The 13,047-nt window shown below is 52.5% G+C and carries 10 protein-coding genes; 6 read left to right on the forward strand and 4 right to left on the reverse strand.

From position 1 onward, the window contains the following. The first annotated feature begins 51 nt into the window (after positions 1–51). Both EOS98_RS13960 and EOS98_RS13965 read left to right on the forward strand, forming a co-directional pair. Positions 52–1,548, forward strand: coding sequence for a sodium:solute symporter (locus EOS98_RS13960; protein WP_000628091.1), 1,497 nt, complete (start codon positions 52–54; stop codon positions 1,546–1,548). Between the two features lie 285 nt (positions 1,549–1,833). Then, positions 1,834–2,715, forward strand: coding sequence for a MurR/RpiR family transcriptional regulator (locus tag EOS98_RS13965; protein ID WP_000433673.1), 882 nt, complete (start codon positions 1,834–1,836; stop codon positions 2,713–2,715). A 105-nt stretch (positions 2,716–2,820) separates the two neighbouring features. Here EOS98_RS13965 and phoH read toward each other — a convergent pair whose 3' ends face one another. Beyond that, positions 2,821–3,609: a phosphate starvation-inducible protein PhoH gene (gene phoH / locus EOS98_RS13970; protein WP_000533527.1), complete on the reverse strand. Its 789-nt coding sequence runs from the start codon at positions 3,607–3,609 to the stop codon at positions 2,821–2,823. Positions 3,610–4,501: 892 nt separating this feature from the next. Further along, positions 4,502–6,010 (reverse strand): sodium/proline symporter PutP, encoded by a 1,509-nt coding sequence (putP, locus tag EOS98_RS13980; protein ID WP_001018463.1) that lies wholly within the window; start codon positions 6,008–6,010, stop codon positions 4,502–4,504. A gap of 421 nt (positions 6,011–6,431) precedes the next feature. Here putP and putA point away from each other — a divergent pair, with 421 nt between their 5' ends. After that, positions 6,432–10,394 carry a trifunctional transcriptional regulator/proline dehydrogenase/L-glutamate gamma-semialdehyde dehydrogenase gene (putA, locus tag EOS98_RS13985; RefSeq protein WP_023234514.1) on the forward strand — a complete coding sequence of 1,321 codons (3,963 nt, stop codon included), beginning with the start codon at positions 6,432–6,434 and terminating at the stop codon, positions 10,392–10,394. A 58-nt stretch (positions 10,395–10,452) separates the two neighbouring features. Further along, positions 10,453–10,848 (forward strand): lysozyme inhibitor LprI family protein, encoded by a 396-nt coding sequence (locus tag EOS98_RS13990; RefSeq protein WP_000821059.1) that lies wholly within the window; start codon positions 10,453–10,455, stop codon positions 10,846–10,848. On the opposite strand, the gene rutR is transcribed toward EOS98_RS13990, so the two are convergent. Then, on the reverse strand, positions 10,845–11,483 hold the full coding sequence (gene rutR / locus EOS98_RS13995) for an HTH-type transcriptional regulator RutR (RefSeq protein WP_126524145.1): 639 nt from the start codon (positions 11,481–11,483) through the stop codon (positions 10,845–10,847). The two genes, EOS98_RS13990 and rutR, sit on opposite strands and share 4 nt — an antisense overlap. A 136-nt stretch (positions 11,484–11,619) precedes the next feature. Next, on the reverse strand, positions 11,620–11,787 hold the full coding sequence (locus EOS98_RS14000; protein ID WP_001273663.1) for a general stress protein: 168 nt from the start codon (positions 11,785–11,787) through the stop codon (positions 11,620–11,622). 384 nt (positions 11,788–12,171) lie between these two features. Between EOS98_RS14000 and wrbA the strand changes: the two genes are divergently transcribed. Further along, the gene (gene wrbA / locus EOS98_RS14005; protein ID WP_001062898.1) at positions 12,172–12,768 is read left to right on the forward strand and encodes an NAD(P)H:quinone oxidoreductase; all 597 of its coding nucleotides are present in this window, start codon (positions 12,172–12,174) and stop codon (positions 12,766–12,768) included. A gap of 20 nt (positions 12,769–12,788) precedes the next feature. Further along, positions 12,789–13,016: a YccJ family protein gene (locus tag EOS98_RS14010; protein WP_001143125.1), complete on the forward strand. Its 228-nt coding sequence runs from the start codon at positions 12,789–12,791 to the stop codon at positions 13,014–13,016. Positions 13,017–13,047: the final 31 nt, after the last annotated feature.

Here is a 13,047-nt window from a genome sequence, read left to right on the forward strand (position 1 = left end):
TACACAGACGATGACCGCAACTCTACTCAAAACCATAAGCAGGAAAGAACTATGATTACACATTCTTTCGGCATCGTTAATTATCTTGTATTATTTGGCTACCTCCTGGCCATGATGTTAGTCGGTGTCTATTTTTCAAGACGGCAAAAAACAGCAGACGATTATTTTCGCGGTGGTGGCCGGGTTCCTGGTTGGGCGGCTGGGGTCAGTGTATTTGCTACTACGTTAAGCTCAATTACATTTATGTCAATTCCTGCCAAAGCGTTTACTTCCGACTGGACGTTTATCATTGGTCAGTATCTGGCTATCGCAGTTTTACCGCTGGTTTTTTATTTCTATATTCCGTTTTTTCGGAAATTGAAAGTCACATCAGCCTATGAATATCTCGAAGCACGGTTCGATGTGCGCTGCCGTCTATTCGCCAGCATGTCATTTATGTTGTTTCATATCGGACGTATCGCCATTATCACTTTCCTCACCGTGCTGGCCTTGCGCCCCTTCATCGCTATAGACCCGGTGATTTTGGTACTGTTGATTAGCGTGATGTGTATCATTTATACCTGGATGGGTGGAATTGAAGGAGTAATATGGACTGATGTTATTCAAGGCCTCTTACTTTCTGGCAGCGCGATACTGATTTTTATAGTGATATGTCTCAAAGTCCAGGGCGGCATTGGTGAAATTTTTACGGTGACGCAGCAGGCGGATAAATTCTTTCCGGCTACGCAGTTCCACTGGAGCTGGACGGAAAGCACAGTACCTGTATTGATGATTGGTTTTCTGTTTGCCAATATTCAGCAATTTACTGCCAGTCAGGATGTGGTCCAACGCTATATCGTGACTGACTCCATAGAGGAAACGAAGAAAACATTACTTACAAATGCCAAACTGGTTGCTGTGATCCCTGTTTTCTTTTTTGCTATCGGCTCGGCATTGTTTGTCTACTATCAGCAACATCCACAATTATTACCGGCGGGATTCAACACTGGCGGCATTTTGCCCTTATTCGTGGTCACCGAAATGCCAGTCGGCATTGCAGGGTTGATAATCGCCGCTATTTTCGCTGCCGCGCAGTCCAGCATCTCCAGCAGCTTAAACAGCATTTCCAGTTGTTTTAATTCCGATATCTATCAGCGTTTGAGTCATAAAAAAAGAACGCCAGAAAACCGTATGAAAATAGCTAAGTTAGTTATTCTGGTCGCGGGCCTGATAAGTAGCGCGGCCTCGGTATGGCTGGTCATGGCCGATGAATCAGAAATCTGGGATGCATTTAATAGTCTGATAGGTCTGATGGGAGGGCCAATGACCGGTCTGTTCATGCTGGGCATTTTCTTTAAACGAGCAAATGCCGGGAGTGCGGTTTTAGGAATTATTATCAGCGTCATTACCGTGCTGGGCGCACGCTATGCCACTGACCTTAACTTCTTCTTTTATGGGGTCATTGGCTCGCTAAGCGTGGTGATCAGCGGCGTTATTTTCGCCCCGTTATTTGCCCCGGCACCGCCATTGACGCTGGATGAAAAACCTGAGCCAAAGGTGACATTATGATTTCATGATACCACGCTATACCGACACAGCACACGGTGACGCCAACGCCCGGGGCGACAATACCGGGCCAGATATAAACCATCCGTCAGATGGCGCGCTATAAACACCGTAAGAGCAAACAGATTACTCTCCAGTGATGTTCTGTCATAAGTTGGCAACGCGATGTAAATATTCCCCCTCCTTTACTTACATCGCGCTTTTTTTCATGCCGCAGACTTGATAGGCTCTGCTCTGTTCGATATTGCAGGCTTTGTGCCGCAATCAGCCCTCAAGAGCAGGAACTATATGGAGCCTCAACCCCCACGTCTTAAACCCGGAAAAATCCTTGACACTCTGGGTGCTATGCAAAAAAGCCTGACACGTGCCTCCCAGCGTATTGCGCAATATATTTTAGCCTTCCCCAGACAGGTGACACAGTCATCTATTGCCGATTTGTCGCGCGACACACAGGCCGGAGAAGCCACGGTTATTCGCTTTTGTCGCACCCTGGGCTATAAAGGTTTTCAGGATTTTAAAATGGACCTGGCCATTGAACTTGCCACTACCGAGTCTGATGACAGTAGTCCTCTACTGGATGCCGAAGTTAGCGAATCCGACGATGCCCACGCCATTGGTTTAAAATTGCAGAACACCATTAGTAATGTATTATCTGAAACGCTAAATCTGCTTGATATGCAACAGGTTCTCGGTGTCGTGGACGCCCTACGTCACTGTCACTCAGTTTATATCTTTGGTGTGGGCTCATCGGGGATCACGGCGCTGGATATGAAACACAAGCTAATGCGTATTGGTTTACGGGGCGATGCGGTAAGCAATAACCATTTTATGTACATGCAGGCTACGCTATTAAAAGCAGGCGATGTCGCGATGGGTGTCAGTCACTCGGGCACATCGCCAGAAACAGTGCATTCACTCCGATTAGCCCGACAGGCTGGCGCCACCACAGTCGCCATTACCCATAATCTGGGTTCTCCATTATGTGAAGAAGCCGATTTTTGCCTGATCAATGGTAATCGGCAAGGAATGTTGCAGGGTGACTCGATCGGTACGAAAGCCGCGCAGCTTTTCGTCTTTGACCTGCTCTATACCCTTCTTGTACAGTCCTCGCCGGAACAGGCCCGAGAAAGCAAATTACGGACAATGAATGCCCTGGACATGACAAAATAGTTCCCTTCACGTACAGGCGTCATTTTCCTTTTTTGTCCATGAGTCTGCTGGACGCTTTATAGACAACAAAGCCCGGTCTCCCGGGCTCTGAAAGTCAATGCTATATTAGCTGTATGCGTGGAGCGTTCGCTGACAAAGCGCCGAGCGCACGCAGTCGTCTTTGTTGAAATGCACAATCCCTACCATTTCATCTTCTTCAAAGCGTTCCAACGCATCGCTCAACCCGGAACGCACGCCGCGCGGCAGGTCGCATTGCGTAATATCGCCATTGACAATGACCGTGACATTTTCGCCTAGTCGCGTCAAAAACATTTTCATTTGCGCCGCAGTCACATTTTGCGCCTCGTCGAGGATCACGACCGCATTTTCAAAAGTACGCCCACGCATATAGGCGAACGGGGCAATTTCTACCTTACCGATTTCCGGGCGCAAACAATATTGCATAAAGGACGCCCCCAACCGTTTAAGCAGGACATCGTAGACGGGACGAAAATAAGGCGCGAATTTTTCAGCGATATCACCGGGCAAAAAACCAAGATCTTCATCAGCTTGCAATACCGGACGCGTCACAATGATCCTCTCGACGTCCTTATGAATCAATGCTTCTGCCGCCTTTGCCGCACTGATCCATGTTTTTCCACAGCCGGCTTCGCCGGTCGCAAAAATAAGCTGTTTACTGTCGATAGCGTTCAGATAATGCGCCTGTGCTTCATTTCGCGCCTTAACAGGAGAGGTATCGCGACTATCGCGCGCCATGCCAATGGCTTCTACTCCGCCCATCTGTACCAGTGACGTGACCGATTCTTCTTCACGTTGCTTATGACTACGCGAATCTCGTCTCAACACACGCTTTGCTTCACGACGAGCTTTGATCACTGCTTTTTGTCTTCCCATGGATAGCACCTTGAGTTGTAGGTATACATCACCCGCGTTCTCTTGAACGCGATTATGCGCACACACATCTGAGGGTTGGCTTCCTTGTAAGCCTTAGCTTGCTTTTTGAAACGACGCCACACACGGCTACGCGCACCACATATGACGTCATGGGTATGGACAGTAAGAGAAATGATGAGAGCTTTTAAGGTGACAAGACCACCACCGGAGAGAGAATGTCCGTACAGGGTGTTGTAACTACTGTAAACAATGTGTCCTGGTGCGGACATTACCATTCGCGATCTCCATAGTGAGTGACCATCACTGCCGGGGAACTACCGCTATTACTACTAAGTACAACACAAAACATCAATAATGCAACAATATATTCACCAAACATTAACCAAACATTATTGCGTCATTGTCAGTCTCTTACAGAAAGATTACACGATTATTTCATCGGCAGAAGACTAAAAAAGATAATCATTAGCTACTATGGGTATTAATGGTGAAACTCCCCATAACCCATTGAATATTCAACATATAAAAGGTTAAAACGGAGTAATTAACGTGTCCTCTCTCCCATCGCTAAAACGGCATTATTTATGCAAAATTTTGTGCGGCATACTTACGCCGGTAACGCTAACTCGTTTTAATTTTTGTCATTACTCTATTGCGCCAAGGCTATTGGTACCATTAACAGGCGATTTCATATATGGCCAGTTAGTGATTACTCGAGACGTATTACGCCCGCGTTAACGGCGCTCAAGGGCTAAAAATAGTTTGAGAGTGCGTCCTCATTTACCTGAACATCTTCAGTCAATCGGTACGGGACTTATCAGAGGACCAGGCAGGCGTATAACGCCGCCTGGTAAAATATGTCCGATGGCAATAATGCTATCGGACATGTCGGTTATTCCGCCTGTAGCTTCGACGGCGGCGCGGAATGATAATGCGCGTCCGCTTTTGCAAAGCGTTCCTGCATCGCTGCTGTCGGCGCTTTGCCTAGCAGGCTAAAGATTACGATCCCCAGGCTGCCGAAAATGAAGCCAGGGATAATCTCATACAGATCCAGCCAGCCATATTGTTTCCAGACGATAACCGTCACCGCGCCAATAATCATTCCCGCCAGCGCGCCGTTACGTGTCATACGCGACCACATCACAGAAAACAGGACAACAGGCCCAAATGCCGCGCCGAATCCAGCCCAGGCGTAGCTCACCAGCCCCAGCACACGGTTATCGGGGTTCGCCGCCAGCGCAATGGCGATCAGCGCTACCACCAGCACCATCACTCGCCCTACCCATACCAGCTCTTGCTGGCTGGCGCTTTTACGCAGAAAAGCCTTATATAAATCTTCTGTAATCGCGCTGGAGCATACCAGCAACTGACAGCTCAACGTCGACATCACCGCCGCCAGGATAGCAGACAGCAAAATACCGGCAATCCACGGGTTAAACAGGATCTGCGCCAGTTCAATAAATACGCGTTCTGAGTTTTGGTTCACCGCCCCGGCCAGCGCGGGGTTATTGTTAAAGTACGCAATGCCAAAGAAGCCCACCGCCACCGCGCCCGCCAGACACAGAATCATCCAGGTCATACTGATACGACGCGCATGAACAATACTGTGATGGGAATCCGCCGCCATAAAGCGCGCCAGGATATGCGGCTGACCGAAGTAACCCAGTCCCCAGCCCATCAGAGAAATAATAGCGACAAAATTCAGCCCCTTGAGCATGTCGACATTCTCGATGCTCTTTTGCTTGATCACCTCCAGCGACTCGCTAAAACCGCCTACGCCGACAATAACCATCACCGGCGTCAGGATTAACGCAAAAATCATCAGGCTGGCCTGAACGGTATCCGTCCAGCTAACGGCAAGAAACCCGCCGATAAAGGTATAAATAATGGTTGCCGCGGCCCCCGCCCACAGTGCGGTTTCATAGCTCATACCGAAGGTGCTTTCGAACAGTCGTGCCCCAGCGACAATACCTGATGCGCAATAGATAGTGAAAAACAGCAGAATGACCAGCGCGGAAATAATACGCAGGACTCGGCTCTTATCCTCAAACCGACCGGTAAAATAGTCCGGCAGCGTGAGCGCGTTATTGTTAAATTCGGTATGCACGCGCAGGCGCCCGGCCACCAGCTTCCAGTTAATCCATGCGCCTAACGTCAGGCCAATGGCGATCCAGCTTTCAGAGATCCCCGACAGAAAGATAGCGCCAGGCAGCCCCATTAACAGCCAGCCGCTCATATCCGACGCGCCGGCTGATAAAGCCGTAACAAACGGCCCCAGGCTGCGACCGCCAAGAATATAGTCATCAAAGTTTTTGGTTGAGCGCCAGGCGATAAACCCAATCAATATCATGCCAAAAATATAGACACAGAATGTCACCAACATCGGTGTGCTAATAGCCATCAAGGTTCTCCAAATTTATTTATTGGCACTACCGTAGCGTGCCGTTTTGTACCCTGCCGGAACGTGGCAAGGGTGTTATGTTTACCAGGGCGACCGTATCCTGCCGGAAGCGGTGGTTATTCACAATCGATTTAACACACCATTTACATCAAATTTGATTGCAGAGGGATACTATTTTTCTCCAGGTTGCACTCTCTCACATTTTTTGCGGTTGCACCTTTTAAAAGTGTTAACTACCGCAGAGAAAATAAATCCAGATGGTTTTCCCCGTCAGACTCCCACTTTCTTTTTTTAACAATTTATTCATTTTTAAGCTTGCAACGCAGGTCACATTTAACGCGGTTGCACAAAGTTGCAACATAGTGGATATTTTCCGCTAACTATTGGTTAGCAGACAGAGCGAATAACAGGAGTAGAGGGTATGGGAACCACCACGATGGGGGTTAAGCTGGACGACGCCACGCGCGAACGGATCAAAATGGCCGCGTCGCGTATCGATCGCACGCCGCACTGGTTAATAAAACAGGCAATCTTTAGCTATCTGGACAAGCTGGAAAATAGCGATACGCTACCGGAGCTACCTGCGCTGTTTGCCGGCGCGGCAAATGAAAGCGAGGAGCCGGTCGCGCCGCAGGATGAGCCGCATCAGCCCTTTCTGGAGTTTGCCGAACAGATTCTTCCCCAATCCGTCTCTCGCGCCGCCATCACCGCCGCCTGGCGCCGCCCGGAAACCGATGCGGTGTCAATGCTAATGGAACAGGCGCGCCTGTCGCCGCCTGTCGCTGAGCAGGCGCATAAACTGGCGTATCAACTGGCGGAGAAATTGCGCAATCAAAAATCCGCCAGCGGTCGCGCGGGTATGGTGCAAGGCCTGTTGCAGGAGTTTTCCCTCTCTTCGCAAGAAGGCGTTGCGCTGATGTGTCTGGCGGAAGCGCTGCTGCGTATTCCCGACAAAGCTACGCGCGATGCGTTAATTCGCGACAAAATCAGTAATGGCAACTGGCAGTCGCATATTGGCCGTAGCCCGTCGCTGTTTGTAAACGCCGCCACCTGGGGGCTGCTCTTTACCGGCCGACTGGTCTCAACGCATAACGAAGCCAATCTATCGCGCTCGCTGAACCGCATTATCGGCAAGAGCGGCGAACCGTTAATCCGCAAAGGCGTCGACATGGCGATGCGTTTAATGGGCGAGCAGTTCGTGACTGGCGAAACCATTGCTCAGGCGCTGGCGAATGCCCGAAAACTGGAAGAGAAAGGGTTCCGCTATTCTTACGATATGCTGGGCGAAGCCGCGTTAACCGCCGCCGATGCGCAGGCCTATATGGTCTCTTACCAGCAAGCGATTCATGCCATCGGCAAAGCGTCTAACGGTCGCGGTATTTACGAAGGGCCAGGCATCTCGATTAAGCTGTCCGCCCTGCATCCACGCTATAGTCGCGCGCAATACGATCGGGTAATGGAGGAGCTTTATCCGCGCCTGAAATCCCTGACGCTGCTGGCGCGCCAGTACGACATTGGTCTCAATATCGACGCCGAAGAGGCGGATCGTCTGGAGATCTCGCTCGATCTGCTGGAAAAACTCTGCTTCGAACCCGAACTGGCGGGCTGGAACGGCATTGGCTTTGTGATCCAGGCTTACCAGAAACGCTGCCCGCTGGTCATTGATTATTTAGTCGATCTGGCCTCCCGTAGCCGCCGTCGGCTGATGATTCGTCTGGTGAAAGGCGCCTACTGGGATAGCGAAATCAAACGCGCGCAAATGGAAGGGCTGGAGGGCTATCCGGTTTATACCCGCAAAGTGTATACCGATGTCTCTTATCTGGCCTGCGCGAAAAAACTGCTCGCCGTACCTAATCTGATCTACCCGCAGTTCGCGACCCATAACGCTCACACACTGGCGGCGATTTATCATCTGGCCGGGCAAAATTACTATCCGGGTCAGTACGAATTCCAGTGCCTGCACGGCATGGGCGAACCGCTGTATGAACAGGTCACCGGTAAAGTGGCGGACGGAAAACTTAACCGTCCCTGCCGTATTTACGCGCCGGTGGGAACACACGAAACCCTGCTGGCCTATCTGGTACGACGCCTGCTGGAAAACGGCGCCAACACCTCTTTTGTCAACCGCATCGCCGATGCCACCCTACCGCTCGATGAACTGGTGGCCGACCCGGTCGAGGCCGTGGAAAAACTGGCGCAGCAGGAAGGTCAGGCTGGCATACCGCATCCGAAAATTCCGCTGCCGCGCGATCTGTACGGCGAAGGTCGGATAAACTCCGCCGGACTTGATTTAGCGAATGAGCATCGCCTCGCCTCGCTTTCTTCTGCCCTGTTAAGCAACGCCATGCAGAAATGGCAGGCCAAACCTGTGCTGGAACAACCGGTGGCCGACGGTGAGATGACGCCGGTTATCAACCCGGCGGAACCGAAAGATATTGTCGGCTGGGGACGCGAAGCGACAGAAAGCGAGGTTGAACAGGCATTGCAAAACGCGGTCAATCAGGCGCCGGTTTGGTTTGCGACGCCGCCGCAAGAACGCGCCGCCATTTTGCAGCGGGCGGCGGTATTGATGGAAGACCAAATGCAGCAGTTGATTGGCCTGTTGGTGCGTGAAGCGGGGAAAACGTTCAGCAACGCCATTGCCGAAGTGCGCGAAGCGGTAGACTTCCTCCATTATTATGCCGGTCAAGTGCGTGACGATTTCGATAACGAAACGCATCGCCCGTTAGGGCCGGTAGTCTGCATCAGTCCGTGGAACTTCCCGCTGGCCATTTTCACCGGCCAAATCGCCGCCGCGCTGGCGGCAGGTAACAGCGTTCTGGCGAAACCGGCAGAGCAGACATCGCTGATTGCCGCCCAGGGCATTGCCATTTTGCTGGAAGCGGGCGTACCGCCGGGCGTCGTGCAACTGTTGCCGGGACGGGGAGAAACCGTCGGCGCCCAGCTTACCGCCGATGCGCGTGTACGCGGCGTGATGTTTACCGGTTCCACGGAGGTCGCGACGTTGTTGCAGCGCAACATCGCCACGCGTCTTGACGCCCAGGGCCGCCCTATTCCGTTGATTGCGGAAACCGGCGGTATGAACGCTATGATTGTCGACTCTTCCGCGCTCACCGAGCAGGTGGTCGTGGATGTGCTGGCTTCCGCTTTCGACAGCGCCGGACAACGCTGTTCCGCGCTCCGCGTGCTGTGTTTGCAGGACGATATCGCCGAACATACGCTGAAAATGTTACGCGGCGCGATGGCGGAGTGTCGGATGGGGAATCCAGGCCGTCTGACGACCGATATCGGGCCGGTGATCGATAGCGAGGCCAAAGCCAACATTGAACGTCATATCCAGACGATGCGCGCCAAAGGCCGCCCGGTTTTCCAGGCCGCGCGTGAAAACAGCGATGACGCGCAGGAATGGCAGACCGGTACGTTTGTTATGCCCACGCTTATTGAGCTGGAAAACTTCGCAGAACTGGAAAAAGAGGTCTTCGGGCCCGTGCTGCACGTCGTGCGTTATAACCGTAACCAACTGGCGGAGCTTATCGAACAGATTAACGCTTCCGGCTACGGGCTAACGCTGGGCGTACATACCCGTATTGATGAAACCATTGCGCAAGTCACCGGTTCCGCCCATGTCGGCAACCTGTACGTTAACCGTAATATGGTGGGCGCGGTCGTCGGCGTCCAGCCGTTTGGCGGCGAAGGACTGTCCGGTACCGGGCCAAAAGCGGGAGGGCCGCTCTATCTCTACCGCCTGCTGGCACACCGCCCGCCCAATGCGCTCAATACGACGCTGACTCGTCAGGATGCGCGTTACCCGGTAGATGCGCAGCTTAAAACCACGCTACTCGCGCCGTTGACCGCCCTGACGCAATGGGCGGCGGATCGCCCGGCGCTACAGACGCTCTGCCGACAATTCGCCGATCTGGCGCAGGCCGGCACGCAGCGCCTGCTACCGGGACCGACCGGCGAGCGTAATACCTGGACGCTGTTGCCGCGTGAACGGGTATTATGCCTGGCTGATGACGAACAGGACGCGTTGACGCAGCTTGCCGCCGTTCTCGCCGTCGGCAGTCAGGCGCTATGGTCAGACGACGCCTTCCACCGCGATCTGGCGAAACGTCTCCCCGCCGCCGTCGCGGCGCGTGTCCAGTTTGCGAAAGCGGAAACGCTGATGGCGCAGCCGTTTGACGCGGTGATTTTCCACGGCGACTCCGACAAGCTGCGAACCGTGTGCGAAGCCGTCGCCGCCCGCGAAGGCGCGATAGTGTCGGTACAGGGGTTCGCCCGCGGCGAAAGCAATATACTGCTGGAACGGCTCTATATTGAACGTTCGCTGAGCGTAAACACTGCCGCCGCTGGCGGTAATGCCAGCCTGATGACAATTGGCTAATACTGTGGTTAATTAAGGCTCCGTCAATGGAGCCTTTTTACTCGCGTCAGAGGACCGTATGAAACGAATTTTCCTTACCTGCGCGGCGTTGTTGTTCAGCAGTCAGGCGTTGGCCGATGAGTGTGCCAGCGCCAGTACGCAGCTGGAAATGAATCGCTGCGCCGCCGCGCAATACCAGGCGGCAGATAAAAAGCTGAACGAAACCTATCAAAGCGCGATTAAGCGTGCGCAACCGCCGCAGCGCGAGCTGTTGCAAAAAGCGCAGGTGGCATGGATTGCACTGCGGGACGCCGATTGCGCTCTGATTCGCTCAGGTACGGAGGGCGGCAGCGTGCAACCCATGATCGCCAGCCAGTGCCTGACCGATAAAACGAACGAACGCGAAGCGTTTTTAGCCTCGCTGCTGCAATGTGAAGAGGGTGATTTGAGCTGCCCACTGCCGCCAGCCGGTTAACGCACGCGAATCCCTTCAATAATAATGCGCTGAACGCTTTCGACCGTTTGGTTAAAAAAGGCTTCATCGCGAAGCGTCGCGCCGGTTACCGCCTCAACCTGAGGGGCAAAATCGGCGTAATGTTGCGTGGCGGCCCAAATCATGAAGATCAAATGGTGCGGGGAGACGGGCACCAGTTTCCCGCTGTGCACCCATCCGGCAATCAGCGCGGATTTTTCATCTATCAACGCTTTTAGATCGCCGGTCAGTTCCTCCATTAAGAGCGGCGCGCCCGCCAGCATCTCCATGCAGAAGAGCCGCGACGCCTGCGGATAATCACGCGAAACTTCCAGCTTGAGACGGATATACTCTTTGATGGCCTCCAGAGGGGAAAATTCTGCGCGAAACGCCTTGAGCGGCGCCAGCCAGACATCCAGGATCTGTCGCATTACCGCGACATACAGCGCCTCTTTCGAAGGATAATAATAAAGCAGATTGGTTTTGGAGACGCCTGCCCGCTCGGCGACCTGCTCAAGACGCGCGCCATGGATACCATACTGGGAAAAAACAGCAAGCGCGGCGGTTAAGATAAGCTGCCGTTTTGCACCGGTGGCCTGCGAGCGTTTCCCGATTTTTTTCTCTGTGCGTTGCGACATGCGCCCTCTCCTTTTTGTCAGGACGCAAGCATACCAAATCCGGCTTATAAACAAAAAAACCGCCGGAAATCCGGCGGCGGTGGCGCATGACGCTTTTTAGCGTGAAACGCTCAGCGTCTTGCTGTTGTGACGCAGGCTAGCTATTACGGTTACTGCTTTTGCCCCCTTTTTTGCCTGCTTCGGATGCACGCTGCGGGTCATTCTTAAAATTGCCCCCGCTGTGCTGACCACCTTTACGACCTGCTTCTGATGCTCTTTCGCGGTCTTCCGCAAAATTACCGGAACCGCCACGATGGTTTGCCATTACTGACCTCCGTCATAGATTAGACATCATATTGCATAGGTAATGAGGAGTATCTCCTCGCGCAGCGTATGAACGATATCATCAGTAACGCCGCGTAACATTAAGCATAGTAAAAAACGCCGTGGTAGGTCGCTTACCGAAATATTCTGCAACATCGGAAGCCGAATACGTAGAATAATAACCATAAGAAATAAATAAGTTATTCTTATATTTGGAAAAATCAAAGCGCTTAAAAATGTATCATTTTGCAACAAAGGTCGCCAAATTAATTATTGTTATAAATCAAAGAAATGGCGCTGAAATTTGCACTCTTCACAGGAGGGCATATCTTTAAATAGACGTAGCGAATCGCTACACACCTGATTAATCTGAGGAGTAGTACAAATGGCAAAGATTCTGGTGCTCTATTATTCCATGTACGGACACATTGAAACCATGGCGCACGCGGTGGCGGAAGGGGCAAAGAAAGTCGACGGCGCAGAGGTCATTATAAAGCGTGTGCCAGAAACAATGCCGCCTGAAATCTTCGCAAAAGCTGGCGGTAAAACACAAAACGCACCGGTTGCCACCCCACAGGAGCTGGCGGATTACGATGCCATTATTTTTGGTACGCCAACCCGGTTTGGCAATATGTCAGGCCAGATGCGTACCTTCCTGGACCAAACCGGCGGACTGTGGGCATCCGGCGCGCTATACGGCAAGCTCGGCAGCGTGTTCAGTTCTACCGGAACGGGCGGCGGCCAGGAGCAGACCATCACCTCGACCTGGACTACGCTTGCCCATCATGGGATGGTGATCGTCCCGATAGGCTATGCCGCACAGGAACTCTTTGACGTCTCCCAGGTTCGCGGCGGCACGCCTTACGGCGCAACGACTATCGCCGGAGGCGACGGTTCACGTCAACCAAGCCAGGAGGAACTCTCTATCGCTCGCTATCAGGGGGAATACGTCGCCGGTCTGGCAGTCAAACTCAACGGCTAATCTTCAACAGGAGGATTCGAATGCCAACTCAAGAAGCAAAAGCGCACCGCGTCGGCGAATGGGCAAGCCTGCGTAATACGTCGCCGGAAATTGCCGAAGCCATTTTTGAAGTCGCTCACTATGACGAGAAACTGGCAGAAAAAATATGGGAAGAAGGTAGCGATGAGGTGCTGATCAAAGCCTTTGAGAAAACGGACAAAGACTCGCTCTTCTGGGGCGAACAAATCATCGAACGTAAAAACGTATAACACAAACGCCCCCGCCTGCGCGGGGGCATAT

This window comes from Salmonella sp. SSDFZ69 (genome assembly GCF_004010755.1).
Taxonomy (GTDB): domain Bacteria; phylum Pseudomonadota; class Gammaproteobacteria; order Enterobacterales; family Enterobacteriaceae; genus Salmonella; species Salmonella enterica.